This window comes from Candidatus Poriferisocius sp. (genome assembly GCF_965204015.1).
Classification (GTDB): Bacteria; Actinomycetota; Acidimicrobiia; order Acidimicrobiales; family Bin134; genus Poriferisocius.
Window position 1 is genome coordinate 2,675,087 of the sequence record NZ_OZ241965.1, and the last position, 16,857, is coordinate 2,691,943.

Here is a 16,857-nt window from a genome sequence, read left to right on the forward strand (position 1 = left end):
CAATCGGGCGAATAATGAGCCCCGCCACGTGAGAGGTTGATCGACAGTTCCGGGAGTTGCGTCCACGGGCGCGCCCCTCCACCAAGTTTTACAAGGGGGAAGCGCTTGTCAGGCTAGCGGCAGTTGGCTGCCCAGGAAAGGGGCCTCAAGAAGCTGGCTTGGGAGGCTCGATCCCGTTGGTGCGGGCGGAGCAGTCGGGGAGGTTGGGGGCAATGGCTCGGATGGCGCCGAAGAGCACGGCTCGCATCCGGTCGAGGTTTTGGGCGAAGAAGGCGAACACCTCGTCTTGGGTGACCGGCTTGATGTTGGGGTCGTCTTCGAGGCCCGCGTCGTAGTCGGTGACCAGAGCGGCGGTGGCGTAGCAGATGCCCAGTTCGGCGGCCAGCGCGGCCTCGGGATACTGGGTCATGCCCACCACATCCCAGCCGTTGTCGCGGAACCAGCGGGACTCGGCCCGGGTAGAAAAGCGAGGGCCGGAGATCACCGTCATGGTGCCGCCGTCGTGAGCGGTCATGCCCTCGGCCTGGGCGGCGGCCAGCAGCGCCTGGCGGAGCTCGTCGCAATAGGGGTCGGCGAGTGAGACGTGGTTGGTAACGGTGTCGAAATAGGTGTCGGCCCGGCCAGAGGTGCGGTCCACCAGCTGGTCGCACACCACCACATCGCCAGGAGCCAGCTCAGGGCGCAGCGAACCGCAGGCGCTGGGTCCGAAGATGGCTCGGACTCCGGCCTGGCGCAGGGCCCACAGGTTGGCCCGATAGTTGACTTTGTGGGCCGGATAGCGGTGTCCGGGGCCGTGGCGGGCCAGAAAGGCCACCTCGATATCGTCTACAAGGCCGATGGTGAGCGGTCCCGATGGCTGTCCCAAGGCGTCGTCGCCGGGAACTTCGGTTGCATCGTCCAGCAGGGAGTAGAGACCGGAGCCGCCGATGACGCCGATCTCGGGCATGGCTGTCAGTTAGTCGTCGGAAGAGCCTGAGGCGGCCTTGGCTGGCTCGCGGCTGGAGGACTCCGATGAGCTGCTGTCGGACTTCTCAGTGCTGGACTTTTCTGATCCATTGGAGCTGTCGCCGTTGGAGGAGGAGCCGGCCATGGTGGACGACTTGGTACCCGAGCGGCTGTCGTTGCGGTAGAAGCCGTCGCCCTTGAACGTGATGCTGGGGACGCTGAAGACCTTGGCAACCTGGCCCTTGCCGGGCTGGGTGCAGGCGGCGGGGCTGGCGATCGAGTCGGCTTGGGGGCAGGTGGTTAGCGAGTCTTCGGAGAAGGACTGGATGACCTCGAAGCGGGTGCCGCAGGTTTGGCAGCTGTAGTCGTAGGCGGGCACGAGGTTTAAGGATAGGGCTGTGTTTGGTTTTTTGGCTATCTGAGGGGCCTACCATCCTCCGGCAGGCTGGCGGGTCCTGTCCCGGCCCAGCCCGCCGTCCTCGCAGAGCTGCGGGCGGCGGGCGCCCTGAGCCGGGCCACCCCCCAGCCTGCCTGGGGTGGGCGCTCGCCTACTTTTGGGTAGAGAAGGGGAGATATGGCGCGTTTCAGTATTGTTGGCCCGTGGACTGGGAATGGGTTTTGGTCCTTGTGGGGTATGCGTGGGGGATGTTTCCTGGGGCGCTTTTGGTGGGGAGATATACGGGGCACGATCCGACTCGGGAGGGGTCCAAGAATCCGGGGGCCAGCAATGTGTACCGGGTGGCGGGAAGGTGGCCGGCGGCTTGGGTGCTGCTCAGTGATGTTGGCAAGGGAGTCATTGCTGCGGGGATCGGCCTGATATTCGGCGACCAGCTGATAGGGGCGGCGTGCGGGGCGGCTGCGGTCGTGGGCCACATTGTGCCGCTGGGGCGCTATCGCGAAGGGGGCAAGGGGGTGGCCACGTTTGGGGGAATGCTGTTGGCGCTCACGCCGGTGGTGGGGGTGATCCTCATCGGCGTGTGGGCGGTGGCTCTGGCCGCTACCAAACGGGCCGGGGCAGCCTCGCTGGTGGCGGTGGCGGCGGCGCCGATCGCGGTGGCCATTCAGGGGTGGCCGGCACCCGAGGTCGGGGTGGTGATCGGCGTAACGGTGGTGGTTGTCGCCCGCCACCATGAGAACATTCGCCGTATGTGGCGTAGACAAGAACCGGCGCTTTGGTGATGATCCCTCTAGCTGAGGCTCAAGAGCGGGTGCTGGCGGGGTGCGGCATCCTGGACGAGGTCACCCTGTCCGTCGACGACGCTCGGGGATTGGTGACCGCCGAAACGGTGGTGTCCCCTGAGCTCGTGCCCCCGTTCGACAACACGGCGATGGACGGCTTTGCGGTCCGGTCGGCCGATGTGGCCGATGCGCCGGTAATCCTGGCCATCGCAGGCACCATTGCCGCGGGGGTGCCGCCCGACATCACTGTGGCTGCTGGGCAGGCCGCCCGCATCATGACGGGAGCAGTCATTCCCCCCGGCGCCGACGCCGTGGTCATGGTGGAGCTGACCGAGGTCAGCCCTGACGGCACGGAAGTTACGGTGGCCCAGTCAGTGCCCGTGGGCAACCACATTCGCCGGGCCGGTGAAGACTTGACCGTCGGCCAGACGGTGTTCGGACCGGGTGAGGTCCTGACTCCGGGGCACTTGGGGGTGCTCACCAGCTTGGGCAGGTATCAGGTAAGGGTGCGGCCCAAGGCCCGGGTGGGGGTCATGTCTACCGGCGACGAACTGGTTGAGGGGCCGCAGCCGCTTGAGAAGGGCCAAATCCGCGATTCCAACCGGCACACGCTCTTGGCCCTGCTGGCCGAGTCCGGGTGCGAACCGGTGGATTTGGGCAGCATGGCCGATAACGAGGATGAGATTGCCGCCGGCATCCGGGCCGGGGTGGAGAAGTGCGACGCCCTCTTGACCTCGGGCGGAGTGAGCATGGGCGACTACGACTATGTGAAAAAGGTGCTCGACGAGATCGGCGACATGTCTTGGATGCAAGTGGCCATCAAACCGGCCAAGCCCCTGGCCTTCGGCGTGGTCGGGGGCATCCCCGTTTTTGGGCTGCCCGGCAACCCAGTGTCGTCCATGGTGTCGTTCGAGCTGTTCGCCCGGCCCGGTCTGCGCAAGATGATGGGCCATTCTCCCGAAACGTGGCACCGCCAGCCGGTGATGGGCCGCGTAGCAGAGCAGTTGCGCCGCCGACCCGACGGCAAGACCCACTTCGCCCGGGTGCGAGTCGACTACGCCGATGGCGAGTACTTGGCCCGATCGGCTGGTGGCCAGGGCTCGCACCAACTCTCGGCCATGGCCGCAGCCGATGCCCTGGCTGTGCTACCCGACGGCGACGGGCTCGATGAAGGCGATCCGGTGTCGCTTCTGGTACTGCGCTGACCGAAGCCGGTTTGGCTTTCCACAGTGTGTTCGGCGGATTATTCGGCCAGAATGTAACCGTGAGCGTGCCGCTTATCGACACCTTCGGGCGGGTCCACCGGGATCTGCGCATTTCGGTGACCGACCGGTGCAACTTTCGCTGCACGTATTGCATGCCCGCCGACGGGCTCGAATGGCTGCCCCGCGAAGACCTGCTCACCTTCGAGGAAATCGAACGCTTAGCCGCATTGATGGTGGAGAGGTTCGGGATCGACAGCATCCGGCTCACCGGCGGGGAGCCCACCGTGCGGGCCAACCTGCCGGTTTTGGTGGAAAAGCTCGCCGCGCTAGGGGTGGATTTGGCCCTGACCACCAACGGGGCCACGCTGGGGCTGCTGGCCGACAAGCTGGTGGCTGCGGGGCTGCGGCGGATCAACATCTCGCTCGACTCCCTTCAGCCCAACCGGTTTGAGCGCCTCACCCGCCGGGACGATTTGGACCGGGTGCTGGACGGAATCGACGCCGCGGTGGCTGCTGGCCTGGATCCGGTGAAGGTCAATGCGGTGATGATGCGGGGCGTCAACGACGACGAAATCGTGGATTTCGCCCGATTCGGCCGGGAGAAGGGCGTCGAGGTCCGGTTTATCGAGTTCATGCCACTGGATGCCGACCAGTCGTGGAGCAACGACAAGGTGGTCACCCTTGACGAGATCGTTTCCACGGTGGCCGAGGCCTTCCCGCTGGCCCCGGTCGAGCGCTCGCACTCGCCGGCCGCGGTGTGGCACTACGCCGACGGCCAGGGTTCGTTCGGGGTGATCGCCAGCGTGACCGACGCCTTCTGCGGAAGCTGCGATCGGGTGCGGCTCACCGCCGAGGGCATGTTCCGCAACTGCCTGTTCGCCGTAGACGAGCACGATCTCAGGAAGCTGCTGCGCTCAGGAGCGAGCGACGAGGAAATCGCTACGGTCATCTCCGATGTGGTGAAGGACAAGTGGGCCGGACACGCCATCAACCAGGTTCACTTCATCCGCCCCGGCCGTTCGATGTCGCAGATCGGGGGCTGACTATGACCGACGCCGGGTTCACCCACATCGACCCCCTCGGCCGGGCCCGCATGGTGGACGTCACCCCCAAAGAGGCGTCCCACCGCCGGGCCATCGCCCGGGCCAGGGTGTTCATGAGTTCCGACACTGCTTCGGCGGTGGCCCGAGGGGCGGTGGCCAAAGGAGATGTGCTGGCGGTAGCCCGGGTGGCCGGCATTCAGGCGGCCAAGCGCACACCCGAGCTGATTCCGCTGTGCCACCCGCTATTGGTGGGGGCGGTGCTGGTCAACTTCCGGATCGAGGACACCTACATCGAGATCGAAGCCGAGGTGGAAACGGTAGACCGGACGGGGGTCGAAATGGAGGCCCTCACCGCCTGTACGGTGGCCGCGCTGACCGTTTACGACATGTGCAAATCGCGCGACAAAGAGATGGTGATCGGCGAAGTGGCCCTGTGGGAGAAGTCGGGGGGCCGCTCCGGCCACTACCGGCGCCCGGGGGACGACGGCATCGGCTACGACAACTGAATTTGCGCCTGAACCTGCGCTTCGGCTGAGAGCGGAAGACGGGGTGGCAGGGGTGGACTTTTTGTAGTAGAACCGTAACAAGTGTCAGGTCACTGTAACTTCCAACAGCAGCCGGTAACCGCGCGTTTGTTTGCCCTGCGTAGGCGGGTGAAGCGCGACCATTCACCAGCAAGCACCTTGCCGTGGTTTACCATTTCGATTGTAAGGGACCTCCGAGATTGGTGACATCTGTGTTACTTATGATCTTGGCTGCCGCTTGGGCTGCCTTTCTGATACCGCCCTTGATCCGTCGAGCGCGTAACGGTCAGCTTGGCGGCAGGCGTCGGTCCCAATGGGGGATGAACGCCCCGATGCGATCGATACACCCCCGTTTGGCCGAGCGAGGTGCGGTAGCCGCGCCGGTGGTGGCCCTTCGCCCCAACATCGGAATTTCTTCTCCGGTATACGCTTCTGAGATGGCTACTACCCCGATGCGAGGTAGGTCCCTCTCGTCGATTGACGCTCGTCGCCGTCGTCGGCGCATCCTGGTCACGCTCATCTTCAGCGCGCTGGCTACATTCGTGCTGGCCATCTATTTGGGCGGAATCGCCCTCGTGGTCCATCTGCTGGTCGACGCCCTGCTGCTGGCCTACGCCCTGCTGTTGGTGCAGCACCAGCGGACCCGCGAAGAGCGCCTCAGCCCGGTTGACGTCAACGGCTCGGCGAACGAGCCGTGGAGCGCGGCCTCCGGCGAACACCGCTGATCAGCGGACGCGGCCGATTCCACGAGCGGACTCCGCGGACCAGCGGACGCGGCCGATTCCACTCGTTGTTCAGGAGTGGGCCGCTAGTAGGCTGGTCGGGCTTGGGGCTGTAGCTCAGTTGGCTAGAGCGCCTCGTTCGCAACGAGGAGGCCGGCGGTTCGAGTCCGCTCAGCTCCACTCCGCGGTCGGCAAGTACCTTTCTAGCGATGGCCAGTGAATTCGACATTGCGCTGGAGGGGTTCATCCGGCGCCGCTTGGGGGATGTAGACGGCATTCGGGTGGAAGGCGAGGCCCGGGCCATCGGCGGCCAATCGAGGGAGAACTGGCCTTTCGACTTGTTCTGGGAAGACGGCGGGGAGTCGCACCATCGACGCCTGTTCTTGCGGCGCGATCCGGTGGGAAGCGTGCTGGAAACCGACCGACGGATGGAGTACGAGGTGCTGCGGCGGCTGCACGACCAGCCGGTGCGAGCCCCCGAGGTGGTGTGGCTGGATGCCGACGGATCGGAGTTGGGCCGCCCGGCGCTGGTGATGACCCGCTACGACGGGCACAACGACCACTTCATACTGGATGGAGGTTCCAGCCAGCTCGACGAAGACACCCGGGCCGGCATCGCCTCGCAGATGGTGGATTTGATGAATGAGATCCACGCCCTGGACTGGAAGGGTGCCGGGCTTGACGAGGTGCTGGATGTGCCCGCCGACCCGGCAGCCGCGGCTATAGACGAATGGGCCGCGGTGATCGAGCGCCAGTCATTGGAGCCTCAGCCGCTGCTGGCCCTCATTGAGCAGTGGCTGCGCCGCAACCGGCCGGAGCCCGGTGAGATCACCGTTGTCCATGGAGACGTCAAGCCGGGCAATGTGCTGTTCAACGGCGATCAGGTACAGGTCTTGTTGGACTGGGAGACCGTCCACCTGGGCGACCCGGCCGAGGATGTGGGATGGGTGACCAACCCGGTTCGCCGGATTGAGCACCAGATTCCCGGACGCTGGGAGGCCGACGATCTGGTGTCGGCCTATGAGGCTCGCACCGGCCGGACCGTCGACCGGGATGCGCTGCGATTCTGGCAGGTGCTGGCCAACTACAAGCTGGTGGCCATTGTCATGACCGGGGTGCGCAGCTTCTGCGACGGTCGCACCCTTCGGGTGTGGTCCGGAGCCGGACTTCTGGCGAATGTGTTGTTGGCCCAAACCGCGGAGGAATTGCAATGAGACCGACTTTGAGCGAGCAGATAACGGGGGCCCGCCGGGTGCTGGTGGAGTTGGCTGCGCCCGAGGTGGCTGACTCCTATATGCAGGAGCAGATCACTTTCGCGGCCGCGGCCCTGGAGCACGCCGCGGCCCGATGGCCCCATGTGCTGCCCGACTTGGTGACCGACATCCGGGCCCTGGAGGAGGTCTTGGGGGTGGAGCCCCGAGTTCTGGAGGAGGCTGTGCCCGGCGTGGCCGACCATGCCGCCGCCGACGAGTACCACCGGGACCTCCGGGCCCGGCTGAGCGATGAGATCATGAGCGGATCCGTGCCGTCCCCCGCGGTGCGGGCCTACCTGGCCGACTCGACAGAAAGGCTGAGATAGCCATGCTTGGACCCCTTGATGACACCCTTTGGCACCAGATTGCCGAGCCGTTCGAACATGTCGGCACGTCTGATCCCCGCTTCTTCGACCGCTACTGGTTCGCGATCTACGACCCGGCGGGAGAGGCCGCGGTGCAGTTCACCATGGGGTCGTACAACAACATGAACGTGATCGACGGCGGGGTGGTGATGGTGCGGGGCGGCACCCAGCACAACCTGAGGGCGTCGCGGGCGCTGCGCCCCCGCTTCGAGCCCGAGGTCGGGCCGATGCGGGTGGAGCCGATGGTCCCGCTGGAGGAGCTGCGAATAATCCTGGCTCCCGGCGACCATTTCATCGCTTGCGATCTGGTGTGGCGGGCCGAGCTGGCCCCGGAGATCGAGAAGCCCCACATTGAGCGGGAACGGGGGCGGGTGGCCCAGGACTACCAGCGGTTCAACCAGGTCGGAGTGGTCGACGGCTGGATCACCGTGGGAGACGAGGGTCTGACGGTGGAAGGCTGGTGGGGCGGACGAGATCACTCATGGGGAGTGCGTCCCGCCATGGGTATCCCCGAGCCGGTCACTGGCCCGCCCCGACAGCACAGCCAGGCTGGCACGCTGTTCTATTTCCTGTTCTTCTCCACCAACCGGCGGGCTGGCCACGTGCAGATCATGGAGCGGGGCGCCGAGCGGGTGTACCTCACCGGGATGATCCGAGACCGGGATGCCCCCGATGTCGACCGCCACGTCACCAGAGCCGACCTGTCGTTGGACTTTTTTGACGGAACGCGGCGGTTCTCATCGGCCGACATGGCGGTGAGCCTGGATGACGGGCGCTCGCTGCGGCTGCATTCGACGCCGCTGGGCTCGGCGGTGGACATGGCCGGACTGGGCTACAGCGGCGGTTGGAACGACGAGCTCGGCCTCGGCGTGTATCGGGGCGAGTCCTACCTAGAGCACGAGATTTGGGACGTGAGCCATCCCGCCGACGTGGTGAGGGCCTCAGGCGAGGTAGCCACGCCCATGCACCGCATCGCCCCGGTCACCGTTACCACCGACGACCCCGACGAGACCGGCACCGGCAGCCTGACCATGATCGCCAACGGCCGCCTCCCCCAGTACGGCCTGGATTAGGCAGCGATTGAGGATTAGGGGGCGTCGGGGAGGTTGGTGAAGCCGCGGCCGCTGGCTCGGCGGTACCAGCCCTGGGCGGTCATGGTGCCGCCGTCCACCGGGAGGGTCTGACCGGTCATGAAGCGGGACTGGTCGGAGGCCAAGAACAGGGCCACCTCGGCGAAGTCGTCGGGGTTGCCGAAGCGGCACAGGGGGATATTCCGGGTGACCTGCTCGAGGGGACGCTCCCGCAGCATCTGATCCAGCGGGGTTTGCAGGGTGACGGCCATGTCCGGGGCGATGGCGTTGACCCGGATGTTCTGCTCGGCCATCTCCAATGCCACGGATCGAGTAAAGGCAATGATGGCGGCGTTGGACGCCGAGTACACCGCGATTCCGGGCATCGCCCTCATGGCCTCCACCGTGGACACATTCACGATGGTCCCCCTGCCCCCTTCCACCATGGTGGGCAGAAAGGCGCGGGTGCAGCGCAGCACATGGCGGAAGGTGATGTTGATCTGGGCGTCCCAGTCGGCTTCGGTAGTTCGGATAAACGTGCCCCTGCCCGGCCGGTAGTCCCCCACGTTGTTCACCAGTACGTCTGTCCGGCCACCGCCGAACTCCACCGCGGCTCGGTGGAACTCGGCCACCACATCGGCGTCGGTGATGTCGCCCACCACCGCGATGGCCCGCCCCCCGGCGTCGGTGATGTCGCCCACGGCGGCGTTGGCCAGGTCGGGATCAATGTCGTTGACCACCACGGCGGCACCGGCCTCGGCGAACAACCGGGATATTCCGCCCCCGATTCCCCCGCCCCCACCGGTGACGGCCGCGGTCTTGTTGGCTAATGGCGTTGCGCTCGGCATGCGGGCTTTCTAGCGCATCCCGTGTAGCGCTGCTCACATCGCGGAGCCGTTTGCGTTGGGCCGCCGCCGGAGTCGTTGCCAAGATGTCGGCATGGGCAATCGCTTGAACGGCAGGGTGGCCATCGTCACCGGAGGGGCCAACGGATTGGGAGAGGCCATCGCCGGCAAATTCGTTGGCGAAGGGGCAGTGGTGGTGATCGCCGATGTCGACGAGGTGGCCATGGAACAGGTGGGCAGCAAACTGGGAGTAGAAACCTCCTACTGCGATGTGTCGGACCGCGCGTCAGTGCAGGCGCTGGTGGACGGGGTGGTGGAGCGCCACGGGCGGCTCGACATCATGGTGGCCAACGCCGGTATCGCCAACTCCCCCAAGTATTTGGACATAGACGACGAGTTCTGGAGCCGGATGATCGACGTGAACCTGACCGGGGTGTTCTTGTGCAACCAGATCGCGGCTCGCCACATGGTGGCACGAGGCAATGGCGGCGTGTTGTTGAACACCGCGTCCATCCTCGGGGCTGAGGGCAACCCCCAGACGCCGGCATACGCCGCCTCGAAGGCCGGGGTGATCTCGCTGACCCGCAGTGGGGCCATGGCGCTCGGAGAATTCGGCATTCGGGTGAACGCGGTGGGTCCCGGCTACATGAAGACCCGAATGACCGAAGGGTTGCGGGCGGTGCCCGAGTTGGAGAAGTCGCTGGCCGAGATGGTGCCGCTGAACCGATTCGGCGAGGCCGGCGACATCGCCGACGCCGCGGTGTTCTTGGCCAGCGACGAGGCCTCCTACATCACCGGCCACACCCTGTTCGTGGACGGCGGCTGGCTGACCCACCACCTTCCCGCCCGCACCGAGGAGCAAGAGGAGATCCGCGTCCGCGCCCAGGCTGAGGCCGAAGCCCGCTAACGCAGTTCGGAAGGGGCTACTAACGGCGCCGTCGGGCCCGGTCGAGGTCTTGGTCGGCTAGCTCCTCGGCCAGCTCCAGGTAGCGCCGCAGCCGACCAGGGTCTACGTTGCCGGCCACCGCGCAGTCAGGCTCTCCCTGGTGCCAGCAGTCCTCAGCAAAGCGGCACTCATGGTCTAGGGCGTCGATCTCGGCGTAGGCCGCAGCCAAGCCCTCCCATGCATCCCACGGTCCCACGGCGCGGATGCCGGGCGTGTCTACGATCGAACCGCCGCTGGGCAGCGCGATGAGCCGTCGGGCGATGGTGGTGTGGCGGCCCCGGGAATCACCCGCCCGCACCTCCTGAGTGGCCTGCACCTCTTCCCCGACCAACGCGTTGATGAGCGTGGACTTTCCTACCCCCGACGGTCCCAAGAGCGCCATGGTTCGACCTCCCTTGAGCAGGGCGGTCAGGTTGTCGAGGCCATCTCCCCGCAGCGCGGCGGTGACCACCACCGAAGCCCCCGGCGCCAGGGCGGCGGCCTTTTCGGCGTCCCGCTCGGGATGGCGGCGGAGGTCGGCTTTGGCCAGGATTACTGCCACCGCCGCTCCTGATTGCCAGCCGACCACACAGAAGCGCTCCAGCTGAGCTGGATTGATGCGCCGGTCGAGACCGTGTACCACCCCCACCACATCAGCGTTGGCCACCAGTGTCTGGGCCCGGGCGTGCTCGGCCGGGTCTCTCCTCACCACCAGCGTGCGTCGCTCTAGTACCTGTTCTACGGCAAGGTCGTCGTCGGGGCCGGGAGCGACGGTGACCCAGTCCCCGGTCACCGGGGCTACATCGTCCTGAGCTCGTTGAGAATCGGATGACACCCTGATCTGGCTGTCATCGGTCACCACCTCGCACTCGCCCCGGTCAACCTGCACCACCCGGCCCAGGATGCCCGCCTGGCTCTGGGCCAACTCCCGCCACCGCTGGTCGGCGCCCAAGGCCTCCAACGGCGTCATGGGTTCACGAGGCCCACTGCTGCTGAAGGAGGGCGGCGTCGGCCATGGCCGCGCCAGTGTCGTAAGGGTTGTCCCATGCGCCGCCGCCCAGTTCCTTGTAGGCCCGGTGCACGTTGTAGGCCAGCCGCCATGGCTCGTTCCACGACGCGTACTCTCCGGGGTCGATGGCCTGGCAGGCCTGCGAGGCGGTACGCCCGGCCGAGTGGTGGGCCGACGATTCCTCCCATACGTACTCCAGGTATTCCCGCATGGCTCGCACGCCCTCCGTGTCGCAAAGCGGCCCATGGCCGGCCACCACCGTCTCGGGGGCCATCGCCTCGATGGTGGCCAGCGCATCCACCCAGGCTTGGTGGGTTCCCTCCCAGCCGATAGGAGTACACAGGTGAAACACCACATCGCCGGCGAACACCACCCCCTGCTCGGGAACGCTGACGATGAGGTCGCCCGCGGTATGGGCCGGTCCGACATAGCGGATCTCGGTGATCAGGCCATCGAGATCGAGCATCAGGTCGGCGTCGATCACCCGGTTGGGGGGCACCAGTTCCACGTCGTCGAAGTGAAACTCCCGAAATGCCTCGGCTATGCCAGCCAGATGCGGAGGCGGGCTCTCCATTGCGGCCATCGACGCAGCCTGCGCGGGGGTGAACTCGTCGAACCGCTCGGCGCAGCCGGTGTGGGCGATGATCTCCGCATCCTCGAAGATCTTGTTGCCCCAGCAGTGGTCGCCGTTGTGGTGGGTATTCACCACTCGGGCTGGCGCTTCGGGATGGACCTCGGCATAGAGGCTGGCCATTTGGGCGGTGAGTCTCTGGTCATACAGTGTGTCCACCACCATGCCACCACCCGCGGCAATGAACCCCGAGTTGCTCCAGCCCAAGCCCCGGTCGGGTTGCAAGCAGGCAAACAAGCGAGTGCCGATCGGCACGAGTTCCATATTTCGGCTCCAGGTAGTGGGTCTGTATGCCCCAAATGGCGGAAAATCACAATAGCCTTACTTCCACACCACCGGATGAAGAGCGCCGGTGCCACCAACTGATCGGAATCCAGCAATGAGCGAATCCGAAGCTGCCGCACCCGCCGAACGTCAAGCGGCTATCTCCCCGCTTCAAGCGATCTCCGCAGGAATCGTGGCCGCGGGGGCCGCGTTGGGCTTGAGCGAGATCCTGTCGGGATTGAGCCGCAAGATCCCGTCGCTGGTGGTCTCAGTGGCTGAGGAGATTGTGGACATCACCCCCGGGTTCATTGCGCGCTGGTCCATCGACACCTTGGGTAGCGCGCAGAAGCCAGCGTTGGTGTGGGGCATTGTTGTCGTGTCGATTCTGCTCGGCGCGGTGTTGGGCTGGCCCTCCAGCAAGCGCTGGTGGGTGATGCCCGCCGGTCTCGTGGTCTTCGCCGTTGTTGGCGGATGGGCTGCGGCCCGCAACCCCCTGTCCAGCGACGGGCTGGGATGGATGTCGGGGTTGGTGTCGGGTGCATTTGGCATCGCAGTGTTCATGAGTCTGTATGCGGTGGCCCTCTTCACCCGCTTTGCCGGTGATGAAGAGCCTTCGGGTGCCGAAGCCCGACCGGTGCCCATGGTGGGCCGGGGTCGGTTCAACGACCGGCGCCGCTTCGTGGGAGCGGTGGGCATCATGGCCGGAGCCTCGCTGGCCGGCGGCCTGCTCGGGCGGTGGCTGCGGCGGCGGGACACCGTGGAAGGGGCTCGCGAGGGAGTAGCCGAAGCCCTCCAAGGACGCACTATTGCGACACCGACCGCCCGACCCACTCCGGTTCCCACCGCGCAAGTTGGGGACGATGATGCCATGGTCGACTCCTCCCCAGGTTCAACCCCTGAAGCCACACCCGCCGCGGGCGCTGATCCCACGGCCGATCCCACGGCCGATCCCACCGCAGAGGCCACCCCCTCGGTCACCGCCGAGCCGGTGCGGGCGGCCAACTTCGACCACGTCGCCGGGATTGCGCCGCTCATTACCCCTAACGAGGACTTCTACTTGATCGATACCGCCCTGTCGTATCCCCAAGTCGACCCGGCCGACTGGTCGCTGCGGATCCACGGCATGGTGGACCGGGAGGTGGAGATCAGCTTCAACGAGTTGCTCGACTTGGGCTTGGTTCGAGAGCAAGTGACCCTGTCGTGTGTTTCCAACAGCGTGGGCGGCAGCTTGGTGGGCAACGCCGAATGGGTGGGGGTGCCGCTGTCCACCGTGCTGAACCAGGCCGGAGTGCAGCCGGGGGCCACGCAGATCGTGGGCCGCTCCATCGATCGTTGGACCGCGGGCTTTCCCACCGAGGTGGCGTTTGACGGCAGAGTTGCACTGGTGGCCGTGCAGATGAACGGCGAGCCGCTGCCCATCTCCCATGGATTTCCTGCTCGGCTGGTGGTGTCGGGACTATACGGCTACGTGTCGGCCACCAAGTGGCTGTCGGATATCGAGCTCACCACCTGGGAAGGCTTCAACGGCTACTGGATTCCCCGCGGCTGGTCCAAGAGGGGACCGATCAAGACCCAGTCTCGCATCGACGTACCCCGCCGGGGCTCCGTCATCGACCCCGGCCCAACGGCGATTGCCGGGGTGGCCTGGGCACCCAGCCGAGCCATCGAGAAGGTGGAAGTGCAGGTGAACGAAGAACCGTGGGTGGAGGCCGAACTCAGCCGCGAGACCACGATCAACTCCTGGCGACAGTGGATGGTCACCTGGAACGCCACCCCCGGTCGTCACCGGGTGCGGGTGCGGGCCACCGACGGTACGGGCACCACCCAGACATCGGAGATCAGCGACCCGGCCCCCGACGGCGCCACCGGCTGGCACACCATTCAGGTGAGAGCTGAAGAAGCCTGACCTCGGGGGTCTCTACTCCTCGACGAATGTATTGGCGGCGTCGCCCGTGAGCACGTGCTTGAGCACTTTGCCGGAGGCGTTGCGGGGCAGGGGGTCGGTCCGGACTTCCACGTGGGTCGGGACCTTGTAATAGGCCAGCTTCTCCCCGACAAACTGCTGGATTTCGGCTGCATCCAGCGAGACGCCCGCTTGGGGCACCACCACTGCTTTGACCTCCTGGCCCAGCGTTCGGTGGTCCACCCCGATCACGGTGGCCTCATGGATGCCGGGGTGCTCCTCCAGCCGATTCTCGATCTCGATGGGGTACACGTTCTCGCCGCCTCGGATGATCATGTCCCGCACCCGGGAGGCGATGGTCAGCATGTCGCCGTGCATATGGCCGAAATCGCCGGTGCGCAGCCAGTGGCCGTCGAAGAAGGCGGACTCGGTGGCATCGGACTGGTTCCAGTAGCCGGGCATCACGTTGGGGCCTCGCACGCACACCTCGCCGACGGTTCCGTCGGGCACCCGGTGGCCGCTGCTGTCGCGGATCTCCACCTGCACCGTGGGCAGGGGGGTTCCCGCGCACGTGGGGTCGTCGAACAGCATCTGCGAGGTGGCGATGGTGGCCAGCGCGCCGGTTTCGGTGCTGCCGTAGCCCACCTGCATCTGGGGGGCGGCGTCGGGCAGCCGCTCCCGGATGGCCCGCTGGAGCTCGGGCGACCATACCGACCCGCCACCGCCGCAAGCCATCACACTGGAGTGGTCGTAATCGTTCAGCGCCGGGTGCTCCAGCAGCCGCCACACCTGGGTCGTGACGCCGCCCCAGCGGGTGACCCGCTCTTGCTCGGTGAGCTGGAACACCTTTTCCGGATCGAACCGGCCGGTGGTCCACACCGACTTCACGCCGTTGGCCACCATGGCCACCGCCGCCGAGTGCAGCCCAGACACGTGGAACAGGGGACTGCCCACCAGCGAGCATGGCTCAGGGGCATCGGGGTCGGGCGTGCGGGTTGGGCCGCCGGCCAGCATGGCCGAGCGGGCGCCGGAGAAGGCGGTGATGCCCAAGAAGGCGATGATGTTGCGGTGGGTGCTGATCGCCCCCTTGGGCCGCCCGGTGGTGCCCGAGGTGAACAACACCACCGCGGGATCATCCTCTTTGATGGGGACGTCAGGCAGTGGAGCGGCCATGTCGAAGCCCGACAGCCGGTCGTCGAAGTCTTCCTCCACCACTACCGTCGCCATACCCGGGTCGGCTCCGTTGAGACGGGCGAGCCGCTTCTGGTCGGCGATGAGCAGCTTGGGCTCGGTCAACTCCAGCCCATAGACAATCTCGTCGCCGGTCCACCAGCCGTTCATGCCCACCGCGATGGCTCCCAGCGAGATGGCGGCCCACATCCCGATGATCCACTCGGGGCTGTTGGCCCCCAGCAGGGCCACCCGGTCGCCGGGGCCGATGCCGTAGCGATCGGCCATCGCCGCTGCGGCCGACGCCACCAGCCGTTCGTGCTCGGTGAAGGTGTAGCGCCGGCCGTCGTCCCAGATGAACAGTTCCCGATTGCCGTGCTCCACCGATTGGGCCAGTAGCTCCCGCAGATTCCCGGCCCGATTGGCGAACACCTCGTAGACCTCGCCATCAACGGTGTCGGTAGTGGTCTCGAATGGGCTTCCGGGAGCGAGCAGGATCTCTTCAGCCTCTTGAAGGGTCATTCCCATAGGACCCGACGCTAGATGGTGTCCGACCGAGACGGCGGGTCGTCCCTCCGGCCTGCCCGCCGGTAGATTTCCGGCAGATGGATTTCGACCTCAACCCCGCCGAGCGAGATTTCCGCGACGAGGTGCGGACGTGGCTCGAGGAGCACTTGGTGGGAGAATTCGCCGGGCTGCGGGGCCGGGGCGGTATGGGCCAAGAGGACATTCCTGTCGAGCAGCAGATCGCCTGGGAACGGGAAATGGCCGGCGGCGGCTGGCTGGGTATCGACTTTCCGGCCCACCTGGGCGGTCGGGAGTGCAGCTTGTCGGAGCAGGTGTTGTTCCACCAGACCTACGTGGAGGCTCGGGCGCCGGGTCGGCTGCCCAACATGGGTGTCACCTTGTTGGGACCGACGTTGGTGGCCTACGGCACCCCCGAGCAGCAGGAGCGATTCGTGCCGCCGATCCTGTCGGGCGAGGAGTTCTGGTGCCAGGGTTATTCCGAGCCCAATGCCGGATCGGATTTGGCCAACGTGGGCACCAAAGCGATGCTCGATGGCGATCACTGGGTGGTCAACGGCCAGAAGATCTGGACCTCGCTGGCCCAGTATTCCGACTGGTGCTTTGTGGTGTGCCGCACCGATCCCGACTCCGCCCGCCACGCCGGGCTGTCCTATCTGCTGGTGCCCATGGACCAGCCGGGGATTGAGATCCGCCCCATCGTGCAAATAACCGGCGGAACCGAGTTCAACGAGGTCTTCTTCGACGATGCGGTGACCGATGCCGATCTGGTGGTGGGCCAGCCCGGCCGGGGCTGGGAAGTGGCCATGGGCACGCTGGCCTTCGAGCGGGGGGCGTCCACGCTGGGCCAGCAGACCTACTTCCGCCAAGAGCTGGACGCGCTGTTGGCCGAGGCCCGGGCCAACGGCACTGCCGATGATTTGGTGGTCCGCCAGGAGCTGGCCCAGGCCTACGCCACGCTGGAGATCATGCGGTACAACAACCTGCGGATGCTCACCGTGGTCGACGCCGGCGGAGTGCCGGGGCCGGAGATGTCCATCGGCAAGCTGCTGTGGTCCAACTGGCACCGTTCGCTGGGCGAGTTGATGGTGAGGGTGAGGGGGGCGGACGGCATGGCGGTAGCGGCTGACGACGGTGAGGACTACTCGCTGGACTCCTGGCAGCGCACGTTCCTGTACAGCCGAGCCCACACTATCTATGCCGGGTCGAACGAGATTCAGCGGAACATCATCGGCGAGCGAGTTTTGGGCCTTCCTCGGGAGCCGCGATGATTTCAGGT

General features: G+C 66.2%; 17 protein-coding genes and 1 tRNA gene. 12 read left to right on the forward strand and 6 right to left on the reverse strand.

What is annotated here, in order from left to right; all coding sequences use genetic code 11:
• Nucleotides 1-145: 145 nt before the first annotated feature.
• Both ACOGJC_RS12030 and ACOGJC_RS12035 read right to left on the reverse strand, forming a co-directional pair.
• A complete protein-coding gene (locus ACOGJC_RS12030) occupies nt 146-946 on the reverse strand; it encodes an S-methyl-5'-thioadenosine phosphorylase (RefSeq protein ID WP_419845239.1) in 801 nt (266 codons plus the stop codon).
• Between the two features lie 9 nt (nt 947-955).
• On the reverse strand, nt 956-1,324 hold the full coding sequence (locus ACOGJC_RS12035; RefSeq protein WP_419845240.1) for an FmdB family zinc ribbon protein: 369 nt from the start codon (nt 1,322-1,324) through the stop codon (nt 956-958).
• A gap of 248 nt (nt 1,325-1,572) precedes the next feature.
• On the opposite strand from ACOGJC_RS12035, the gene ACOGJC_RS12040 reads away from it, so the two are divergent.
• The 9 genes from ACOGJC_RS12040 to ACOGJC_RS12080 all read left to right on the forward strand — a co-directional run bounded on the left by ACOGJC_RS12040 (nt 1,573) and on the right by ACOGJC_RS12080 (nt 8,309).
• A complete protein-coding gene (locus tag ACOGJC_RS12040; RefSeq protein WP_419848233.1) occupies nt 1,573-2,124 on the forward strand; it encodes a glycerol-3-phosphate acyltransferase in 552 nt (183 codons plus the stop codon).
• Nucleotides 2,124-3,329 carry a gephyrin-like molybdotransferase Glp gene (gene glp / locus ACOGJC_RS12045; RefSeq protein WP_419845241.1) on the forward strand — a complete coding sequence of 402 codons (1,206 nt, stop codon included), beginning with the start codon at nt 2,124-2,126 and terminating at the stop codon, nt 3,327-3,329. The genes ACOGJC_RS12040 and glp overlap by 1 nt, the downstream gene beginning before the upstream one ends.
• Nucleotides 3,330-3,388: 59 nt before the next feature.
• Nucleotides 3,389-4,372: a GTP 3',8-cyclase MoaA gene (gene moaA, locus ACOGJC_RS12050; protein WP_419845242.1), complete on the forward strand. Its 984-nt coding sequence runs from the start codon at nt 3,389-3,391 to the stop codon at nt 4,370-4,372.
• 2 nt (nt 4,373-4,374) lie between these two features.
• Entirely contained in the window at nt 4,375-4,878 is a 504-nt protein-coding gene (gene moaC / locus ACOGJC_RS12055; RefSeq protein ID WP_419845243.1) for a cyclic pyranopterin monophosphate synthase MoaC, read from the forward strand.
• 350 nt (nt 4,879-5,228) lie between these two features.
• A complete protein-coding gene (locus ACOGJC_RS12060) occupies nt 5,229-5,621 on the forward strand; it encodes a hypothetical protein (protein ID WP_419845244.1) in 393 nt (130 codons plus the stop codon).
• A 103-nt stretch (nt 5,622-5,724) separates the two neighbouring features.
• A tRNA-Ala gene (locus ACOGJC_RS12065) sits at nt 5,725-5,798 on the forward strand.
• A gap of 29 nt (nt 5,799-5,827) precedes the next feature.
• On the forward strand, nt 5,828-6,832 hold the full coding sequence (locus ACOGJC_RS12070) for a phosphotransferase family protein (protein WP_419845245.1): 1,005 nt from the start codon (nt 5,828-5,830) through the stop codon (nt 6,830-6,832).
• Nucleotides 6,829-7,197 (forward strand): hypothetical protein, encoded by a 369-nt coding sequence (locus tag ACOGJC_RS12075; protein ID WP_419845246.1) that lies wholly within the window; start codon nt 6,829-6,831, stop codon nt 7,195-7,197. The genes ACOGJC_RS12070 and ACOGJC_RS12075 overlap by 4 nt, the downstream gene beginning before the upstream one ends.
• Before the next feature lie 2 nt (nt 7,198-7,199).
• Nucleotides 7,200-8,309, forward strand: coding sequence for a hypothetical protein (locus tag ACOGJC_RS12080; protein ID WP_419845247.1), 1,110 nt, complete (start codon nt 7,200-7,202; stop codon nt 8,307-8,309).
• Nucleotides 8,310-8,323: 14 nt separating this feature from the next.
• Here ACOGJC_RS12080 and ACOGJC_RS12085 read toward each other — a convergent pair whose 3' ends face one another.
• Entirely contained in the window at nt 8,324-9,154 is an 831-nt protein-coding gene (locus ACOGJC_RS12085; RefSeq protein ID WP_419845248.1) for an SDR family NAD(P)-dependent oxidoreductase, read from the reverse strand.
• 91 nt (nt 9,155-9,245) lie between these two features.
• Between ACOGJC_RS12085 and ACOGJC_RS12090 the strand changes: the two genes are divergently transcribed.
• A complete protein-coding gene (locus ACOGJC_RS12090) occupies nt 9,246-10,058 on the forward strand; it encodes an SDR family NAD(P)-dependent oxidoreductase (RefSeq protein WP_419845249.1) in 813 nt (270 codons plus the stop codon).
• Nucleotides 10,059-10,077: 19 nt separating this feature from the next.
• Here the strand turns inward: ACOGJC_RS12090 and rsgA are convergent, their stop codons facing one another.
• Both rsgA and ACOGJC_RS12100 read right to left on the reverse strand, forming a co-directional pair.
• Nucleotides 10,078-11,046 carry a ribosome small subunit-dependent GTPase A gene (gene rsgA / locus ACOGJC_RS12095; protein ID WP_419845250.1) on the reverse strand — a complete coding sequence of 323 codons (969 nt, stop codon included), beginning with the start codon at nt 11,044-11,046 and terminating at the stop codon, nt 10,078-10,080.
• A 4-nt stretch (nt 11,047-11,050) separates the two neighbouring features.
• On the reverse strand, nt 11,051-11,980 hold the full coding sequence (locus ACOGJC_RS12100) for an MBL fold metallo-hydrolase (RefSeq protein ID WP_419845251.1): 930 nt from the start codon (nt 11,978-11,980) through the stop codon (nt 11,051-11,053).
• Nucleotides 11,981-12,095: 115 nt separating this feature from the next.
• On the opposite strand from ACOGJC_RS12100, the gene ACOGJC_RS12105 reads away from it, so the two are divergent.
• Nucleotides 12,096-13,886, forward strand: coding sequence for a molybdopterin-dependent oxidoreductase (locus ACOGJC_RS12105; RefSeq protein WP_419845252.1), 1,791 nt, complete (start codon nt 12,096-12,098; stop codon nt 13,884-13,886).
• A 12-nt stretch (nt 13,887-13,898) separates the two neighbouring features.
• On the opposite strand, the gene ACOGJC_RS12110 is transcribed toward ACOGJC_RS12105, so the two are convergent.
• The gene (locus ACOGJC_RS12110; RefSeq protein ID WP_419845253.1) at nt 13,899-15,581 is read right to left on the reverse strand and encodes a class I adenylate-forming enzyme family protein; all 1,683 of its coding nucleotides are present in this window, start codon (nt 15,579-15,581) and stop codon (nt 13,899-13,901) included.
• Between the two features lie 77 nt (nt 15,582-15,658).
• Between ACOGJC_RS12110 and ACOGJC_RS12115 the strand changes: the two genes are divergently transcribed.
• The gene (locus tag ACOGJC_RS12115) at nt 15,659-16,849 is read left to right on the forward strand and encodes an acyl-CoA dehydrogenase family protein (protein WP_419845254.1); all 1,191 of its coding nucleotides are present in this window, start codon (nt 15,659-15,661) and stop codon (nt 16,847-16,849) included.
• Nucleotides 16,850-16,857: the final 8 nt, after the last annotated feature.